This is a genomic window from Streptomyces wuyuanensis (genome assembly GCF_900103455.1).
Classification (GTDB): Bacteria; Actinomycetota; Actinomycetes; order Streptomycetales; family Streptomycetaceae; genus Streptomyces; species Streptomyces wuyuanensis.
On sequence record NZ_FNHI01000001.1, the window covers coordinates 113,674 to 132,207 of the forward strand.

The 18,534-nt window shown below is 72.7% G+C and carries 14 protein-coding genes and 1 riboswitch; of the genes, 10 read left to right on the forward strand and 4 right to left on the reverse strand.

The window, feature by feature from the left end:
- The first annotated feature begins 41 nt into the window (after positions 1-41).
- Complete coding sequence (locus BLT82_RS00465; protein WP_244291766.1) at positions 42-1,115, forward strand: CobW family GTP-binding protein; 1,074 nt, start codon at positions 42-44, stop codon at positions 1,113-1,115.
- 84 nt (positions 1,116-1,199) lie between these two features.
- On the opposite strand, the gene BLT82_RS00470 is transcribed toward BLT82_RS00465, so the two are convergent.
- Entirely contained in the window at positions 1,200-3,647 is a 2,448-nt protein-coding gene (locus BLT82_RS00470) for a DNA gyrase/topoisomerase IV subunit A (RefSeq protein WP_093651742.1), read from the reverse strand.
- 192 nt (positions 3,648-3,839) lie between these two features.
- Between BLT82_RS00470 and BLT82_RS00475 the strand changes: the two genes are divergently transcribed.
- The 4 genes from BLT82_RS00475 to BLT82_RS00490 all read left to right on the forward strand — a co-directional run bounded on the left by BLT82_RS00475 (position 3,840) and on the right by BLT82_RS00490 (position 8,622).
- Positions 3,840-5,183, forward strand: coding sequence for a M16 family metallopeptidase (locus BLT82_RS00475; protein ID WP_093651743.1), 1,344 nt, complete (start codon positions 3,840-3,842; stop codon positions 5,181-5,183).
- 17 nt (positions 5,184-5,200) lie between these two features.
- Entirely contained in the window at positions 5,201-6,583 is a 1,383-nt protein-coding gene (locus BLT82_RS00480) for a M16 family metallopeptidase (RefSeq protein ID WP_208867658.1), read from the forward strand.
- Positions 6,584-6,812: 229 nt separating this feature from the next.
- A riboswitch (cyclic di-AMP (ydaO/yuaA leader) is annotated at positions 6,813-6,976 on the forward strand.
- A gap of 13 nt (positions 6,977-6,989) precedes the next feature.
- A complete protein-coding gene (locus BLT82_RS00485) occupies positions 6,990-7,763 on the forward strand; it encodes a M23 family metallopeptidase (protein WP_093651745.1) in 774 nt (257 codons plus the stop codon).
- Positions 7,764-7,944: 181 nt separating this feature from the next.
- Positions 7,945-8,622 carry a GntR family transcriptional regulator gene (locus BLT82_RS00490; protein WP_093651746.1) on the forward strand — a complete coding sequence of 226 codons (678 nt, stop codon included), beginning with the start codon at positions 7,945-7,947 and terminating at the stop codon, positions 8,620-8,622.
- 143 nt (positions 8,623-8,765) lie between these two features.
- On the opposite strand, the gene BLT82_RS00495 is transcribed toward BLT82_RS00490, so the two are convergent.
- The gene (locus tag BLT82_RS00495) at positions 8,766-9,047 is read right to left on the reverse strand and encodes an HPr family phosphocarrier protein (protein ID WP_027734018.1); all 282 of its coding nucleotides are present in this window, start codon (positions 9,045-9,047) and stop codon (positions 8,766-8,768) included.
- Between the two features lie 175 nt (positions 9,048-9,222).
- Here BLT82_RS00495 and BLT82_RS00500 point away from each other — a divergent pair, with 175 nt between their 5' ends.
- From BLT82_RS00500 to BLT82_RS00515, 4 genes are all read left to right on the forward strand, one after another.
- A complete protein-coding gene (locus tag BLT82_RS00500; RefSeq protein ID WP_093651747.1) occupies positions 9,223-12,420 on the forward strand; it encodes a bifunctional acetate--CoA ligase family protein/GNAT family N-acetyltransferase in 3,198 nt (1,065 codons plus the stop codon).
- 90 nt (positions 12,421-12,510) lie between these two features.
- Positions 12,511-13,104 carry a DUF5998 family protein gene (locus tag BLT82_RS00505; protein WP_093651748.1) on the forward strand — a complete coding sequence of 198 codons (594 nt, stop codon included), beginning with the start codon at positions 12,511-12,513 and terminating at the stop codon, positions 13,102-13,104.
- Positions 13,104-14,294 carry an alkaline phosphatase family protein gene (locus BLT82_RS00510; protein ID WP_093651749.1) on the forward strand — a complete coding sequence of 397 codons (1,191 nt, stop codon included), beginning with the start codon at positions 13,104-13,106 and terminating at the stop codon, positions 14,292-14,294. The genes BLT82_RS00505 and BLT82_RS00510 overlap by 1 nt, the downstream gene beginning before the upstream one ends.
- Before the next feature lie 53 nt (positions 14,295-14,347).
- A complete protein-coding gene (locus BLT82_RS00515) occupies positions 14,348-14,998 on the forward strand; it encodes a thymidine kinase (RefSeq protein WP_093651750.1) in 651 nt (216 codons plus the stop codon).
- Positions 14,999-15,246: 248 nt separating this feature from the next.
- On the opposite strand, the gene BLT82_RS00520 is transcribed toward BLT82_RS00515, so the two are convergent.
- The gene (locus BLT82_RS00520; protein WP_093651751.1) at positions 15,247-16,026 is read right to left on the reverse strand and encodes a VOC family protein; all 780 of its coding nucleotides are present in this window, start codon (positions 16,024-16,026) and stop codon (positions 15,247-15,249) included.
- Positions 16,027-16,265: 239 nt separating this feature from the next.
- Here BLT82_RS00520 and BLT82_RS00525 point away from each other — a divergent pair, with 239 nt between their 5' ends.
- Complete coding sequence (locus tag BLT82_RS00525) at positions 16,266-17,120, forward strand: sulfurtransferase (protein ID WP_093651752.1); 855 nt, start codon at positions 16,266-16,268, stop codon at positions 17,118-17,120.
- A 138-nt stretch (positions 17,121-17,258) separates the two neighbouring features.
- Here the strand turns inward: BLT82_RS00525 and sepH are convergent, their stop codons facing one another.
- A complete protein-coding gene (gene sepH / locus BLT82_RS00530) occupies positions 17,259-18,323 on the reverse strand; it encodes a septation protein SepH (protein WP_093651753.1) in 1,065 nt (354 codons plus the stop codon).
- Between the last annotated feature and the right edge of the window lie 211 nt (positions 18,324-18,534).

The following is an 18,534-nucleotide window of genomic DNA, read 5'->3' on the forward strand; positions in this document are numbered from 1 at the left end:
TATCCTGGGACCGAACCTGCGAAAGCCCCAGGAGGTCCGTCTTGAGCCGCCAGCAGATCCCCGTCGTCGTGCTCGCGGGCTTCCTGGGGTCGGGCAAGACGACCCTGCTCAACCATCTGCTGAGAGCGAGCCGCGGCACCCGGATCGGCGCGATCGTCAACGACTTCGGGGCGATCGAGATCGACGCCATGACCGTGGCCGGCCGGCTCGGCGACTCCACCGTGTCCCTCGGCAACGGCTGTCTGTGCTGCGCCGTGGACGCGAGCGAGCTGGACGTCTTCCTGGACAAGCTCACCCGGCCCGCCGCCCGCCTCGATGTGATCGTCATCGAGGCGAGCGGACTCGCCGAGCCCCAGGAGCTGGTCAGGATGGTCCTCGCCAGCGAGAACGAGCGGATCGTGTACGGAGGTCTCGTCGAGGTCGTCGACGCCGCCGAGTTCGAGGCGACCCGCGAGCGGCACCCCGAGATCGAACGGCATCTCGGCATAGCCGATCTGGTCGTGGTCAACAAGACGGACCGGCTGGACGCCGACGGGCGGCGCAGCCTGGTGGAACGGATCACCGGACTGGCGGGCGGGGCCGCCGTGATCGAGGCGACGTACGGGCGCATCGACCCCGAGCTGCTCTTCGAATGCCGCCCGCCCCGTGAGCGGGTGGGCCAGTTGTCCTTCGACGACCTCCACGAGGACGGCGAGGGCCACCACGACCATCTGCACGCGGCCTACGAGACCGTGTCGTTCGAGGCGGCCGAACCCCTCCACCCGCGCAGACTGCTGGACTTCCTGGACTCGCGGCCCGAAGGGCTGTACCGGATCAAGGGTTTCGTGGACTTCGGCGAGGCCGATCCCCGCAACCGCTACGCGGTCCACGCGGTGGGCCGGTTCCTGCGTTTCCATCCGGAGCCCTGGCCCGCCGACGGCACCGGCCGGGCCACCCGGCTCGTGCTCATCGGCTCGGGCACCGACACCGCTGCGCTGATCGGCCGGCTGGACGCCGCCAGGATCACCGGCCCGGACGACCGCCCGGAGGAGCACAGCATGTGGGGCGTGCTGCGCTACGTGCCCGAGCAGCGGGACGCCCGGGAGGAGCGGCCCCGGGACCGAACCGGGTCCTGACGGATCATCACCACGACGGCGAACCGCCCCCTTCCGCGCTCCGGCGGAAGGGGGCGGTCCCGGCTTCGACGGCGACCGGTACCGTCAGGCCACCGGACCCGCCACCGCGGCGACAGGCTTGGGCGGCGGCGTACCCGAACCGTCCCGGCGAGGGTCGATCTCCGGAAGCTCCGAAGGGGATCCGTTCTGCTGCGCGGCGCGTGCCGGGGTCGCACCCGCCCAGGCGAACACCAGCTTGTCCTCGCCCTTGAGGAAGCGCTGGCAGCGCACACCACCGGTCGCCCGGCCCTTGCGCGGGTACTGGTCGAAGGGCGTCAGTTTCGCCGTCGTCACCGAGTCGTCCAGCGTCCCGCCGGAGCCCGCTGCCGTGAAGACCACCGCGTCCGCGGCCGGGTCCACGGCGGTGAACGAGATCACTTCGGCTCCCTCCGCGAGCTTGACGCCCGCCATGCCACCCGCCGGCCTGCCCTGCGGCCTGACCTGCGACGCCTGGAAGCGCAGCAACTGGGCCTCGGAGGTGATGAAGACCAGGTCCTCCTCGCCCGTGCGCAGTTCGACTCCGCCGACGATCCGGTCGCCCTCCTTGAGCGCGATGACCTCGAGCTCGTCCTTGTTGGACGGAAAGTCCGGCACCACCCGCTTGACCACGCCCTGCAGCGTGCCCAGCGCCAGACCCGGCGAGGACTCCTCCAGACCGGTCAGACAGACGACCGTCTCGTCCGCCTCCAGCGACAGGAACTCCGAGACCTGGGCACCGCCCGAGAGGTTCGGCGCATGGGCCGTCTCCGGAAGCTGCGGGAGGTCGATCACCGACAGCCGCAGCAGCCTGCCCGCCGAGGTCACCACGCCCACCTCGCCCCGCGCCGTCGCAGCCACGGAGGAGACGATCACGTCGTGCTTGGCGCGCCTGCCCTCGTCCGGCAGCGGCTCGCCGGTGACCGTCCGCGCGAGCAGCCCCGTCGAGGACAGCAGCACGCGGCACGGGTCGTCCGCGACCTGCAGCGAGGCGGCCGGGGCCGGGGTACCCGCGGACTCCAGCAGGACGGTGCGCCGGGGGGTGCCGAACTTCTTCGCCACCGCGGCCAGTTCGGACGAGACGAGCTTGCGCAGCTCGGCGTCCGACTCCAGGATCGTCGTCAGCTCCGCGATCTCGGCCTTCAGCCTGTCACGCTCGGCCTCCAGCTCGATCCGGTCGAACTTGGTGAGCCGGCGCAGCGGGGTGTCCAGGATGTACTGCGTCTGGACGTCGCTGAGGGAGAAGTGCGCCATCAGCCGCTCCCTGGCCTGAGCCGCGTTCTCGCTCGACCGGATGAGCCGGATGACCTCGTCGATGTCGACCAGCGCGACGAGCAGTCCCTCGACCAGGTGGAGCCTGTCCCGCTTCTTCCCGCGGCGGAACTCGCTGCGGCGCCGCACCACGTTGAAGCGGTGGTCGAGGTAGACCTCCAGCAGTTCCTTGAGGCCCAGCGTGAGCGGCTGGCCGTCGACCAGCGCCACGTTGTTGATGCCGAAGGACTCCTCCATCGGCGTCAGCTTGTACAGCTGCTCCAGAACTGCCTCGGGGATGAAGCCGTTCTTGATCTCGATGACCAGGCGCAGTCCGTGCTCGCGGTCCGTGAGGTCCTTGACGTCGGCGATGCCCTGCAGCTTCTTCTGGCCGACCATGTCCTTGATCTTGGAGATCACCTTCTCGGGGCCGACGCTGAACGGCAGTTCGGTGACGACGAGGCCCTTGCGGCGCGCGGTGACGGTCTCCACCGCCACCGTGGCACGGATCTTGAACGTGCCGCGGCCGGTCTCGTAGGCGTCCCTGACCCCCGACAGGCCGACGATCCGGCCGCCGGTCGGCAGGTCGGGACCCGGCACGTGACGCATCAGCGTCTCCAGGTCCGCACCCGGGTGCCTGATCAGATGACGGGCGGCGGCGATGACCTCGCCCAGGTTGTGGGGCGGCATGTTCGTCGCCATGCCGACCGCGATCCCGGACGCGCCGTTCACCAGCAGGTTCGGGTACGCCGCGGGCAGCGCCAGGGGCTCCTGCTCCTGCCCGTCGTAGTTCGGCGCGAAGTCGACCGTGTCCTCGTCGATGGACTCGGTCATCAGGCTCGTCGCGTCGGCCATCCGGCACTCGGTGTAACGCATCGCCGCCGGAGGGTCGTCATTGCCCAGGGAGCCGAAGTTCCCGTGGCCGTCGACCAGCGGCAGCCGCATCGAGAACGGCTGGGCCATGCGCACCAGGGCGTCGTAGATCGACGCGTCGCCGTGCGGGTGGAGCTTGCCCATCACCTCGCCGACGACACGGGCGCACTTCACATAGCCCCGGTCGGGGCGCAGCCCCATCTCGTTCATCTGGTACACGATCCGGCGGTGCACCGGCTTCATGCCGTCCCGGGCGTCGGGCAGGGCGCGGGAGTAGATCACCGAGTACGCGTACTCGAGGAAGGAGCCCTGCATCTCGTCGACGACGTCGATGTCGAGGATCCTCTCCTCGAAGTCGTCGGGCGGCGGCGTCTTCGTGCTGCGGCGGGCCATCGCTGCTGCGGCTCCTTCACCAACATGAACCATGAACGGGATCTGACGCGGACCATTGTGGACCGTCCCACCGACAACGCGGACCGCGACCCGGAACAGAGGGTGGAAGCGGCGGGAACTTCGCCGGTTACCTGCACGGTTTGCATACAGTGGCAGAACATCCTGCAACGCGATCGAAGGGACCACATGCCCATGGGTCACACGGCCACAGCCCAGGCCGGCTCCGGAGGCCTGACAGCGACCGAGCACCGCCTGGCCAACGGCCTGCGCGTGGTGCTCTCCGAGGACCACCTGACCCCGGTCGCCGCGGTGTGCCTCTGGTACGACGTCGGCTCCCGCCACGAGGTCGAGGGCCGCACCGGCCTGGCCCACCTGTTCGAGCACCTCATGTTCCAGGGCTCCGCGCAGGTGCCGGGCAACGGCCACTTCGAGCTGGTGCAGGGGGCCGGCGGCTCGCTCAACGGCACCACGAGCTTCGAGCGCACCAACTACTTCGAGACCATGCCCGCCCACCAGCTGGAGCTCGCGCTCTGGCTGGAGGCCGACCGCATGGGCTCCCTGCTGTCCGCCCTCGACGACGAGTCCATGGAGAACCAGCGGGACGTCGTCAAGAACGAGCGCCGCCAGCGCTACGACAACGTTCCCTACGGCACGGCCTTCGAGAAGCTGACCGCGCTCGCCTACCCCGAGGGCCACCCGTACCACCACACCCCGATCGGCTCGATGGCAGACCTGGACGCGGCGACGCTCGAGGACGCGCGGAACTTCTTCCGCACGTACTACGCGCCGAACAACGCGGTGCTGTCGGTCGTCGGCGACATCGACCCGGAGCGGACGCTGGCCTGGATCGAGAAGTACTTCGGGTCCATCCCCATGCACGACGGCAAGCAGCCGCCGCGCGACGGCACGCTCCCGGAGACCATCGGCGAGCAGCTGCGCGAGGTCGTGGAGGAGGACGTCCCGGCCCGCGCCCTGATGGCTGCGTACCGCCTCCCGCACGACGGCACGCGCGAGGCCGACGCCGCCGACCTCGCCCTGACCGTCCTCGGCGGCGGCGAGTCGTCCCGGCTGCACAACCGGCTGGTCCGCCGCGACCGCACGGCCGTCGCCGCCGGCTTCGGCCTGCTCCGCCTCGCCGGCGCCCCCTCCCTGGGCTGGCTGGACGTGAAGACGTCCGCGGGCGTCGAGGTCCCCGACATCGAGGCCGCGGTCGACGAGGAGCTCGCCCGCTTCGCCGCCGAGGGCCCCACGGCGGAGGAGATGGAGCGCGCCCAGGCCCAGCTCGAGCGCGAGTGGCTGGACCGCCTCGGCACCGTCGCCGGCCGTGCCGACGAGCTGTGCCGGTACGCCGTGCTCTTCGGCGACCCGCAGCTGGCGCTCACCGCCGTCCGGCGGGTGCTCGACGTCACCGCGGAGGAGGTGCAGGCGGTAGCCAAGGCCCGGCTGCGCCCGGACAACAGGGCGGTGCTCGTGTACGAGCCCGTGGCGGCAGCCGAAGCCGAGGACAACGACGACGCAGAGGGGACGGACCAGTGAGCGACGCTGCCGTGACCATGGACCTCCACCCGCAGCCGCAGCCCGGCGAGGCCAGGCCCTGGGCCTTCCCCGCCCCCGAGCGGGGCACGCTCGGCAACGGGCTGACGGTGCTGCGCTGCCACCGTCCCGGCCAGCAGGTCGTGGCCGTGGAGATCTTCCTCGACGCCCCGCTCGACGCCGAGCCCGAGGGGCTGGACGGTGTCGCCACGATCATGGCCCGGGCGCTGCACGAGGGCACCGACAAGCACTCGGCGGAGGAGTTCGCGGCCGAGCTCGAGCGCTGCGGCGCCACGCTCGACTCGCACGCCGACCACCCCGGGGTCCGAATCTCCCTGGAGGTACCGGTCTCCCGGCTGCCGAAGGCCCTCGGCCTGCTCGCCGAGGCGCTGCGCGCACCGCTGTTCGCCGACAGCGAGGTCGAGCGGCTCGTGCGGAACCGGCTGGACGAGATCCCGCACGAGACCGCGAACCCGGCCCGCCGGGCCGCCAAGGAGCTCTCCCGGCAGCTGTTCCCGGCGTCCTCCCGGATGTCCCGTCCGCGGCAGGGCACGGAGGAGACCGTCGAGGGCATCGACTCCGCCGCGGTCCGCGCCTTCTACGAGGCGCACGTCCGCCCCGCCACGGCCACGGCCGTGGTCGTCGGCGACCTCGAAGGGGTGGACCTGGACGCGGTGCTGGCCGACACGCTCGGCGCCTGGACGGGCGACTCGGCGGAGAGCCGCCCGATGCCGCCGATCACCGCGGACGACACGGGCCGCGTCGTCATCGTCGACCGCCCCGGCGCCGTCCAGACCCAGTTGCTGATCGGCCGGATCGGCCCCGACCGCCACGACCGGGTCTGGCCCGCCCAGGTCCTGGGCACCTACTGCCTCGGCGGCACGCTCACCTCCCGCCTGGACCGGGTCCTGCGCGAGGAGAAGGGCTACACCTACGGCGTGCGGGCCTTCGGCCAGGTGCTGCGCTCCGACGCCCCGGCGTCCCCGGGCGGCGCCGCCGGCGCGTCGATGCTCGCCATCAGCGGCTCGGTGGACACCCCGCACACCGGCCCCGCGCTCGACGACCTCTTCAAGGTGCTGCGCACCCTGGCCGCGGAGGGACTGACCGACGCCGAGCGCGACGTCGCGGTGCAGAACCTGGTGGGCGTCGCCCCGCTGAAGTACGAGACGGCCGCGTCCGTGGCCGGCACGCTGGCCGACCAGGTCGAGCAGGGTCTCCCGGACGACTACCAGGCCCAGTTGTACGCGCGGCTGGCCGGAACGGGCACCGTGGAGGCGACCGCCGCGGTCGTCAGCGCCTTCCCGGTGGACCGGCTCGTCACGGTCCTCGTCGGGGACGCGTCCGAGATCGAGGAGCCCGTCAGGGCGCTCGGAATCGGTGAAGTGACCGTTGTCACGGGCTGATTGACCGCGCGCGCTCCGGCGCACGCGAAAGGGCTCCGTCGGCTTCGCGCCGGCGGGGCCCTTTCTCCTACCCGGAACACCCTCCCTCTATGTCCGTTTTGATGAGGAGAGGAGGTGTCTGCCCTGTGGCGTGCACTACAAATATCCGTGTCTGTTTGGTGATTGGGCGAAGATCGGCTTAGCGTCTTCTGCGCTGTCCGCCAGTTGCACGCGCCGCACCCGCGGCATCGGACAGCCATCGCCGAGTCCCCGTCCGGCGCGAGCCTGGGGAGCCGGGGACCCACATGTCCCCTGGGGTGAATCGGACGCCTTCGCCTCCGCGCGGAGGGGCCCGTAGGAGACCTTCCTGCTCCGAACCCGTCAGCTAACCCGGTAGGCGAGAAGGAAGGAAAGGATCAGCCACTTCATGGCGTTCACCCGTGCCACCGGGAAGCATCGTGGTCCGAGCCGCCTGTCGCGCAAGAGCGCGGGCGTCGCCTCCGTCGCGGCCATCGCCACCACCGGCGTCATCGGCACCCTCGCCTCCCCGGCCTTCGCAGCCGAAGCCGAGGTGTCCGCCCCCGTCGAGGACACCGGACTGACCCAGGCCGTCGCCGTCGACTCGCTCGCCCAGCAGATCGACGCCCAGGCCGAGGCCCAACAGCAGGAGGCCGCCCTGGTCGCGGCCCAGGAGAAGGCCGAGGCCGAGGCCAAGCACAAGGCCGAGCTCCGGGTGAAGGCCGCCCGTGACGCCGCGGAGCGCGCCGCCCGCGAGGCCGAGCGCAAGCGTCTGATGACCTACACGCTCCCGGTCGCCGGCTCCTACGTGAGCACCGACTACCACGCCGGTGGCGCCCAGTGGTCCTCCGGCAGCCACACCGGCGTCGACTTCCACGCCGCCTCCGGCACCGAGGTCGTCGCCGTCGGGATGGGCACCGTCGTGGAGGCCGGCTGGGGCGGCGCCTACGGCAACAACGTCGTCCTGCGCATGCACGACGGCACGTACACGCAGTACGGCCACCTGTCCTCGATCAGCGTCTCGGTCGGCCAGCAGGTCACCCCGGGGCAGCAGATCGGCCTCTCCGGGTCGACCGGCAACTCGTCCGGCCCCCACCTCCACTTCGAGGCCCGCACCGGCGAGGACTACGGCTCGGACATCGACCCGGTCTCGTACCTCCGCTCGCACGGCGTCCGCGTCTGACGCACGCGCCCGTTCCCACCGAGGCCCCGGCTCCTCTTCGAGCCGGGGCTTTCGGCGTATTCCGGCCAAAAGATATCCATGGATTACCATGGACCTTCGGAAATTCCGGCCGCCTGCCATAGAGTCACCGAAACAGACGTCGCTCGACGGGGTTTCGCGGCGATTAAAGCGGAGGTTCGGTATGCGCATTCCCGCGCGCTCGGTGTGCACGGCGATCCGCGACGACATCGTCTCCGGTGTGTTCGAGCGCGGCAGCCGGCTCACCGAGGAGCAGCTGGCGCGCCGCTACGGCGTCTCACGCGTCCCGGTCCGCGAGGCGCTGCGCACCCTGGAGTCCGAGGGCTTCGTCGTCACCCGCCGCCATGCCGGCGCCTGCGTGGCCGAGCCCACCGAGCAGGAGGCCGCGGACCTGCTGGAGATCCGGCTGCTGCTGGAGCCGCTCGGCGCCGCCCGGGCCGCCCAGCGCCGCACCGAGGCGCATCTCAAGGTCCTGCGCGGGCTGGTCAGGCTCGGTCAGGACCGTGCGCGGCGCGGCCAGGGCGAGGACCTGCGCTCGCTCGGTGCCTGGTTCCACGAGACGCTGGCGCAGGCGTGCGGAAGCCCCGGGCTCACCTCGCTGCTCACCCAGCTCCGGCACAAGATCGCGTGGATGTACGCGGTCGAGCAGCCCACCCGTCCGGTCGAGGCGTGGGCGGAGCACGGCGCGATCGTGGACGCGGTCGCCCGCGGGGACGCCGAGCGGGCCCGCGCGCTCACCGCGCTGCACGCCGAGCGGACGACGGGCGCCCACCGGCTGCGGATTCCCGCGGGTGTGAGGCCTTCGCAACATCCCGTAAACACGGTGGGCGACCGTATTTAACAGTCGCGCCGTATACAAAGAAAGGGATTGAATCCCGGGGCTCTTTCATGCTGCCCGAAACGCATTCCGGCAGGGTGCGAAAAATGAGCGGGCCGCGGTCCCGGAATTTCCGGTACCACGGCCGGCCCCTGAATTCATCGCGTTCAGACGGTCTCGGGAAGCTCCTCGAGCCCCTCGGCGACCAGCTTCGCCAGACGCTCCAGGGCGGCCTCCGCGCCCTCCGCGTCCGAGGCGAGCACGATCTCCTCGCCGCCCTGCGCGCCGAGGCCGAGCACCGCGAGCATCGAGGCGGCGTTGACCGGGGTGCCACCGGCCTTGGCGATCGTCACCGGAACCCCGGAGGCCGTGGCGGCACGAACGAAGATGGACGCGGGGCGGGCGTGCAGGCCCTCGGCCCAGCCGACATTGACGCGGCGCTCAGCCATGGTGGTGCCCTTCGAGTCTCAGCGGTAAGTGTTGGCGGGTTGTCTAGACCAGTCTCTCACGGGGTGCGGAGTGCCCGGCCACCGGCCTCGGCCCGCGCGGAGCCGGGAACGGCCCTCCCAGCCTGCCCCCGCACTTCGGGGACCGCGACCCGTGCCGGGGCCTTACGCTGGCCCCATGCAGACCCCGTCGGACCACGCGTACCCCGACCACTGGGAAGCCGACGTGGTGCTGCGTGACGGTGGCACCGCGCACATCAGGCCCATCACCACCGAGGACGCCGAGCGGCTCGTCAGCTTCTACGAGCAGGTCTCGGACGAGTCCAAGTACTACCGCTTCTTCGCACCCTACCCACGCCTGTCCGCCAAGGACGTGCACCGGTTCACGCACCACGACTACGTGGACCGGGTGGGTCTCGCGGTCACCGTCGGCGGCGAGTTCATCGCGACCGTCCGCTACGACCGCATCAACGCGGACGGCATGCCGGCCTCCGCCCCCGCCGACGAGGCCGAGGTGGCCTTCCTGGTGCAGGACGCGCATCAGGGCCGGGGGGTCGCGTCCACGCTGCTCGAACACATCGCGGCGGTCGCGCGCGAGCGCGGGATCAGGCGGTTCGCGGCCGAGGTGCTGCCCGCGAACAACAAAATGATCAAGGTGTTCACGGACGCCGGCTACACCCAGCGGCGCAGCTTCGAGGAAGGCTCCGTCCACCTCACCCTCGACCTCGAGCCGACCGCCCGCTCGCTGGCGGTCCAGCGCGCCCGCGAACAGCGCGCCGAGGCCCGTTCCGTCCAGCGGCTCCTCGCGCCACGCTCGGTGGCGGTGATCGGCGCGGGCCGCGCACCCGGCGGGGTGGGTCGGGCGGTGCTGCGCAATCTGCTCGACGCCGGGTACACCGGGCGGACGTACGCCGTGAACCGCTCCCTCGTCCTCGACATGCACGAGATCGACGGGGTGCCCGCCCACCGCTCGGTGGGCGAGATCGTCGCGGAGACCGGCGAGCCGGTCGACCTCGCCGTCGTCGCCGTCCCCGCCGAACGCGTCCCCGAAGTCGTCGCGGACTGCGGCGAGCACGGGGTGCAGGGACTCGTCGTGCTCGCCGCGGGTTACGCGGAGAGCGGCCCTGAAGGCCTGGAACGGCAGCGCGAACTGGTGCGACAGGCGCGTTCGTACGGGATGCGGATCATCGGGCCCAACGCGTTCGGGATCATCAACACCGCGAACGGGGTCCGGCTCAACGCCTCGCTCGCACCGGAGTCGCCCGCGCGCGGCAGGACCGGGCTGTTCACCCAGTCCGGCGCCATCGGCATAGCACTGCTCAGCGGACTGCACCGGCGGGGCACGGGTCTGTCGTCGTTCATCTCCGCGGGCAACCGGGCCGACCTGTCCGGCAACGACTTCCTCCAGTACTGGTACGAGGACCCGGACACCGACGTCGTCCTGCTCTACCTCGAATCGATCGGCAACCCGCGGAAGTTCACCCGGCTCGCACGGCGCACGGCAGCGGTGAAACCGGTGGTCGTGGTGAAGGGCGCCCGGCACAGCGGCAGTGCGCCGCCGGGACACGCCGTACCGACGACCCGGGTGCCGTACGCGACGGTCTCGGAGGTGCTGAGGCAGGCCGGCGTGATCCGAGTCGACACCGTCACCGAACTCGTCGACGCCGGGGCCCTGCTGGCGAGCCAGCCGCTGCCCGCCGGGCCGCGGGTGGCGATCCTGGGCAACTCCGAGTCCCTGGGCCTGCTGACCTACGACGCCTGCCTGACGGAGGGCCTGCGGCCGCTGCGGCCGCGCGACCTGACGACGGCAGCGACGCCGGACGACTTCTGCGACGCGCTGGCCGCGGCACTGCGGGACGACGCGTGCGACGCGGTCGTCGTCAACGCGATCCCCTGGGTAGGGGAGAACGGCGCAACCGAGTCCGGCGACGGCGAGGTCCTCGCGGCGGCCCTCCGCGCCGCGACGGCCTCCGCACCGGCGAAGCCCGTCCTCGTCGTGCACGTCGAACTCGGCGGACTCGCGGACGCCCTCGCGGCGGCCAGCAGCTCCGCCCCGGCCTCCCCGCACCGGGGCCCGGGCGCTGCGGCGGACTCCGGGCCGGGCGCGGACCCGGGAGCGACGGCTGCGAACGCTCCGCCGGTCCTCGCCCCGGGCACCGATCAGGGGCTGCGGCCCGGGAACCGGGCGGACGGCTCCGGGCCCGGACAGGGGCCGGCGCCGGTCCTCGGCACCCCCGCGGCCCGCGGCCCGGACACCGCGGCGGGCCCGGGGACGGGCGCCCCGCCAGAGCCGGGGACCGGGATCCGTGCCGGCGGCTCCTCGGCGGCTGCCCGGGGACCCGCTCAGGGTCCGGGCGACGCGCAGGCCGACGGCCCCGGGGGCCCGGGCGCGGCCGCCACCGCGACGCCGCCGGCGCCCGGAGCGGGTGCCCGCGCGGACGTCCCCGACGCCACCGCCCCCGCCGGACGGCCCGGCGAGGGACCCCCGGCCGCCCGCGGGGAAGCCGCCCGCATCCCCGCGTACCCCGCCGCCGAACGCGCCGTGCGGGCCCTGGCCGAGGCCGTGAGGTACGCGCAGTGGCGCCGGGACGCGGCGGAGCCGGGGAAGGTGCCGGAGTACGACGACATCGACGAAGGGGGTGCCGCCGAGCTCATCCAGGGTCTGCTCGACGCGGCCCCCGGTGAGCGCGGAGTCACGCTGCCCGAGAACGACGCGCGGCGGCTGCTGGAGCGCTACGGCATCACCGTCCTCCCCACCCTCGCCGCCCCCGACGCGGACACCGCGGCCGAGGCGGCCGCCCGGCTCGGCTACCCCGTCGCCCTCAAGACCACCGCCCCCCATCTGCGCCACCGCCCCGACCTCGGCGGCGTACGCCTCGACCTCGCCGACGAACGGCAGGTGCGCCAGGCCTACGCCGAGTTGACGGAGAGCCTCGGCAAGTCCGAGGAGCTCCAGCCCGTGGTGCAGTCGATGGTCCCGCGAGGAGTGGACACCGTCGTGCGCGCCGCGATCGACCCGGCCGTGGGCGCCGTGCTGTCCTTCGGGCTGGCGGGCCCCGCCACGGAACTGCTCGGCGACACGGCCCACCGCCTCGTCCCCGCCACCGACCGCGACGCCGCCCAGCTGATCCGGTCCATCCGGACCGCCCCGCTCCTCTTCGGCTGGCGGGGATCCGCGCCCGTCGACACCGCCGCGCTGGAGGAACTGCTGCTCCGCGTCTCCCGGCTGGTCGACGACCACCCGGAGGTCGTCGGCGTCGGCCTCGAACCGGTCGTGGTCGCCCAGCACGGACTCTCCGTGCTCGGAGCCTCCGTACGGCTCGCCCCGCCGCCGCCCCGCACCGACCTGGGCCCGAGGACCCTCCCGAGCTACTGACGGGCCGCCGGGACCGGCGGGTGCCCGGTCGTCGGGCCCGGCGGTTACGGAGCGCACTCCCGGGTCCCCGGGCCCCGTAGGATGGAGCCCATGGCGAAGACCGGTACGACGACCCAGGGGCTGCGCGCGGCGATCGAGCGCAGCGGCTACTACCCGGCTCTCGTGGCCGAAGCGGTGGAGGCCGCGGTGGGCGGCGAGCAGATCTCGTCGTACCTCGTGCACCAGGAGACCACCTTCGACTCCAACGAGGTGCGCCGCCACGTCACCGTCCTCGTGCTCACCGGGGCCCGTTTCATCGTGAGCCACACGGACGAGCAGGCGGCCGACAGCAGCTCCCCGACCCCCTACGCGACGACCTCCACCGAGTCGGTCAAGCTCCCGAGGATCTCGTCCGTGGTGGTCAGCCGCGTCGTCGCCAACCCGGAGTCGTACACCCCGGGCACCCTGCCCCGCGAGGTCGTCCTCACCATCGGCTGGGGCGCGGTCTCCCGGATCGACCTGGAGCCCGCCGCCTGCGGCGACCCCAACTGCGACGCCGACCACGGCTACACCGGCAGTTCCACGGCCGACGACCTCAGCCTGCGGGTCAGCGAGGCCGGCGACGGGCCGGAGGCGGTCCGCCAGACGCTCGCCTTCGCCCAGGCGCTGTCCGAGGCGACGGCCGCCACGGCGGCCACCCGCTGATGGTCCGTCCCGACTGGCCCGAGGACGTCGTCCCGCTCGCCCTCGACACGGCTCCCGTCCCCGCGTACGGCACGGCCTCGCTCGCCGATCTGCTCCCGACGCTCGCCGCCGGGCAGGGCGTGCCGGGACTGCACCCCACCATCCCGGAACTCGCCCCCGCGGACCGGAACTGCGTCTTCCTGATCGACGGCCTCGGCTGGGAGCAGCTGAGGGCCCACCCCGAGGACGCGCCGTACCTCACCTCGCTGCTGGCCGGCTCGCTGGGCGGCACCGGCCGGCCGCTGACCGCCGGATTCCCCGCCACGACGGCGACCTCGCTGGCCTCCTTCGGCACCGGCCTGCCGCCCGGCGCGCACGGCCTGCCGGGATACACCGCCCGCAATCCGGAGACCGGCGAGCTGATGAACCAGCTGCGCTGGAAGCCGTGGACCTCGCCGCGCGTCTGGCAGCCCTACCCGACGGTCTTCCAGCTCGCCGACGAGGCGGGGGTGCACACCGCGCAGGTGTCGTCCCCCACCTTCCGGGACACCCCGCTCACCAAGATCGCCCTCAGCGGCGGCACGTTCCACGGCAGGCTCACCGGCGAGGAGCGGATGGACTTCGCCGCGCAGCAGCTCGCCGCCGGGGACCGGTCGCTCGTGTACACGTACTACAGCGAGCTCGACGGCAAGGGCCACCGCTTCGGCGTCGACTCCGACGCCTGGCGCGGCCAGCTGATGTACGTCGACCGCCTCGTGCAGCGCCTCGCCGAGCAGCTGCCGCCCCGAGCCGCGCTGTACGTGACCGCCGACCACGGCATGATCGACATCCCGTTCGACGAGGAGTCCCGGATCGACTTCGACGAGGACTGGGAGCTGCGCGCCGGCGTCGCCCTGCTCGGCGGCGAGGGCCGCGCACGCCATGTCTACGCCGTTCCCGGCGCCGAGGCCGATGTGCTCGCCGTCTGGCGCGAGGTGCTCGGCGACCGCTTCTGGATCGCGAGCAGGGACGAGGCCATCGCGGCGGGGTGGTTCGGCCCGCAGACCGACGAGCGGGTCTACCGGCGCATCGGGGACGTGGTCGCCGCCGCCCACGACGACGTCGTGATCACCGCCTCGGTCAACGAGCCCAACGAGTCGGCCATGGTCGGCATGCACGGCTCGATGACCCCCGTCGAACAGCTCGTCCCCCTGCTCGAAGTACGCTCCTGAGTCCGGCCGCCCGACCGCGTCCCCCCGCACAACTGAAAGGCTGTCACGTCCTCATGCCCGAGCTGGTGTTCTTCTCCGGAACGATGGACTGCGGAAAGAGCACCCTCGCTCTTCAGATCGAGCACAACCGGTCCGCCCGGGGCCTGCAGGGCATGATCTTCACCCGTGACGACCGGGCCGGCGAGGGCAAGCTGTCCTCCCGGCTGGGGCTGGTGACGGACGCGATCGAGGCGGCGGACGGCTTCGACTTCTACGCCTACCTCGTCGCCCACCTCTCCAAGGGCGGACGCTGCGACTACGTGATCGCGGACGAGGCGCAGTTCCTGGCTCCGGAGCAGATCGACCAGCTGGCGCGGGTCGTGGACGACCTCCGGCTCGACGTGTTCGCCTTCGGCATCACGACGGACTTCCGGTCCAAGCTCTTCCCGGGGTCGCAGCGGCTGGTGGAGCTGGCCGACCGGGTGGAGGTGCTGCAGGTCGAGGCGCTGTGCTGGTGCGGGGCCCGAGCCACCCACAACGCCCGGACGATAGGCGGGGAGATGGTCGTCGAGGGCGCCCAGGTCGTCGTCGGCGACGTGAACCAGTCGCTGGACGAGATCGGCTACGAGGTGCTGTGCCGGCTGCACCACCGGCGGCGGATGACCGCGGCGTCCGCGCGCGCCGCGGCGCTGTCGCCCGATGTGCTGCCCGTGGCCGCCGACTGAGAGCGGACGGACACCGGCCGGCGCGCCCCGTCGGGACCCGACACCGTCACACTCCGCCGGTGACGTTCCACGCAGCGCGGGAGCGGCTCCGGGGGCGTCCTTCCGAAGGGAGCGGCTCCGGGGTGCGTCCTACAGCGTTCGAGGCCGCGGGCTCCGGGCGGCGCCGACGGACCCGGCCGTGATCTCGGGACCGTGCCGGCGGCGCCCGGCGTCACCTGGGGCCCGGCCGTGAGAGCCCGCCGACCGGGTCAGTCCTGCCGTGCGGTCCGCACGATCGTGAAGACCGCGCCCTCCGGGTCCGCCACCGTCGCCAGCCGGCCGCTGGTGCCCTCGCACGGTTCGCGCACGACATGGCCCCCGAGATCGACCACCGTGGCCGCGATCGCGTCGGGGTCCTCGACCTCGAAGTAGGTCATCCAGTGCGAGCCCCTGTCGCGCGGCAGCGAGTGGCCCACCCCGTGGATCGAGGCGACCGGGCGGTTCTCCAGGTGCAGCGTCAGATAGTCGAAGTCGGCCGAGACCACGGGCTCGAGGTCGTAGCCGAAGACCGACTGGTAGAACTTGCCGACCGCCGCGGTCTCGCGCGTCATCAACTCGTTCCAGACGGGCGTGCCGTGGGTGCCGAAGAGGGCCGTGCCGGTGTGCGCGGCCGCCTGCCAGACGCCGAACACCGCGCCCTCGGGGTCGGCGGCGATGACGAGCCGGCCCGCGTCCGCGGCGTCGAGCGGCCCGACGCCGATCGTGCCGCCGCACATCCTGATCTGCTCGGCGGTCTCGTCGACGTCGTCCGACGCCATGTACGTCGTCCAGGCGATCGGCAGATGGCGGTCCGGCGGGAGTTGGCCGATGCCCGCCACCTCCTTGCCGTCGAGCAGCGCGCGGACGTAAGGGCCGAGCGGCTGCGGCCCGGGGACGAATTCCCAGCCGAACAGCTCCCGGTAGAAGTCCTGCGTCGCGTCGAGTCCGTGCACCATGAGGCTCACCCAGCAGGGTGTGCCGGGTCTGCGCCGAGTCGCCTCGGTCGTCATCGTCACTCTCTCCTCGGACCATCGTCGTCGTGGCCGTGCGGGGGACCGGTGGCCGTCGTACGGAATCGGCCCTCACCCGTGCAGATGCTCGCACCACCGGGTACGCCGCGCGTCACGGCCGCGCCGCTCGTTCCCGGGGATCCCCCAGGGAAGGATGCCCGTTCCGGCACCTTCCATCCTTGGCGCGGCCATTGCCGTTGTTGCCGCGGGCCCGCCGGGCCCTGCGCGAAGATGGCGTTATGAACCCCATCATCACCGCTACCGAACTCGGCGGCGAGTCGGCCGGTCCGCGGCCTCCGGTGCTGCTCGACGTCCGCTGGCAGCTCACCACGGCCAAGGCCGCCGGCGCGGCACCCTTCGACGGGCGGGCCGCCTACCGGGCCGGGCACATCCCGGGCGCCGTGTACGTCGACCTCGACGCCGAGCTGGCCGGACCGCCCGGGCGGGGCGGCCGGCATCCGCTGCCGGACATGGACACCTTCGGCGCGGCGATGCGCCGCGCCGGGGTGTCGCGGGACGTCCCCGTCGTCGTGTACGACGGCGGCCAGGGCTGGGCCGCGGCGCGGGCCTGGTGGCTGCTGCGGTGGGCGGGACACCCAGACGTCCGGGTCCTGGACGGAGGTCTCGAGGCATGGGACGGCGCGTTGAGTACGGACGTCCCGGTCACGGAACCGGGGGACTTCACCCCCGAGCCCGGCGGTCTGCCGCTGCTCGACGCGGACGGTGCGGCGGCCCTCGCCCGGTCCGGCCTGCTGCTGGACGCCCGCGCCGCCGAGCGCTACCGGGGCGACGTCGAGCCGATCGATCCGGTCGGCGGGCACATTCCCGGCGCGGTCTCGGCCCCGACCACGGAGAACGTCTCCGAGGGCGCCACCACCTTCCTGCCCCCCGATGAACTGGCCGCCCGCTTCAAGCGCCTCGGCGCCGCGGACGCTCCCGAGGTCGGGGTCTACTGCGGCTCCGGCGTCTCCGGCGCGCACGAGGTCCTGGCCCTGGCGGTCGCGGGCATTCCGGCGGCGCTCTACGCGGGCTCCTGGTCGGAGTGGTCCTCCGACCCCGGCCGGCCGGTCGCGATGGGCCCCGAACCGCAGTAGTCCGCAGTACTCCGCAGCCGCAGGGACCGGAGCGCACTGCGCGCCACCGGCGATCACGCGCCCGGGGCCATCCCGACCGCGGCGAAGGGCTCGTACGGATCATCCGTACGAGCCCTTCGCCTTCGCGGTCCGGAGGTGCTACTCCTGCTTCTTCCTGCGCGTGCCGAAAACGATCTCGTCCCAGCTCGGCACCGCCGCGCGGCGGCCCGGGCGGACGCCGTCGGCCTCGGCCTGCCGGTCCGTGGTTCCGGTGAGGCGGTCGCGATGGCCGGTGACGGAGCGCGGCATCAGGACGTCCGCGTACGCCGAGCCGGCGCCGGCCGACGCCGCGGGGGGCTCCTCGGCCTCGGGCTCCTGGACGGGCTCGGCGGCCGGTGCCTCCGGCGCGGGCCGCTCCGGGACGACGAGGTCGCCGCGGAAGCTCGGCACCGCCTCCAGCAGGCTGGTCAGCGAGTCCCGCTCGGACTCGTCGGCCTCGGGTGCCGGTGCCGGAAGCGCGGCGGGGCGGTCCGGCGCGCGGTCGAGCGGCCGGTCCCGGGGGAGCCGGGCGATGCGGGGCACGAACGGGAAGCTCGGTTCATGGGTGACGCCGATCGCGTCGTCCGTCTCCCCGATCAGCGCCCGGGCCTCGTCGTCGACCGCCTGGACGAGCCGGCGCGGCGGGTCGTACGTCCAACTCGCCGAGTGCGGTTCGCCCGCCACCCGGTAGACCAGCAGGACTTCCCAGGTGCCGTCGTCGCGGCGCCAGGAGTCCCACTGGACGGTGTCCTTCTCGGCACCCCGCAGCAGCAGACGCTCCTGCACGGCCTCGCCGAGCTGCGGACCGGTGTTCTCCCCGGGGCGCCGGACGGGCGTCTTGCGCGCACGCTCCGCCATGAACGCGCGCTCCGCGAGGACGGGCCCCTCGAACCGGCGCACCCGTTCCACGGGGATGCCGGCGAGCTGCGCGACCTCCTCCGCGGAGGCGCCCGCTCTTATGCGCGCCTGGATGTCGCGGGGGCGGAGGTGGCTCTCGACCTCGATCTCGATCTGGCCGAGGCGCGCGCGGTCGTTGCGGACGGCGGCGCGCAGCCGTTCATCAATCGGAAGCGTGTACTCCGTGCTGTCCGCAGCCTTCAGCACCAGTCGTGTGCCGTCGTTTGAGACGGCCACGACACGCAGTTCGGGCATGGGGACCTCCCGGGTGGTGCCTGCCGACGTCACGTGCGTCGCTGCTTCCGCTAGTCGAGTGTGGCCTGCCCGGGTGCAGCCTGCCACAACCTTGCCGAGTTGCCCGGCGTGTCGGGCATGGGCCCTGGACCGCCGTTATGGCACGGTTACCTGTTTGCAACGCAGGGTGACGAGCAACGTCACCCTGTGCAGCAGGCGACCGTGCGGTGCCACGGCGCCGCCGGTTCGAGTGCCGCTTTCGGCC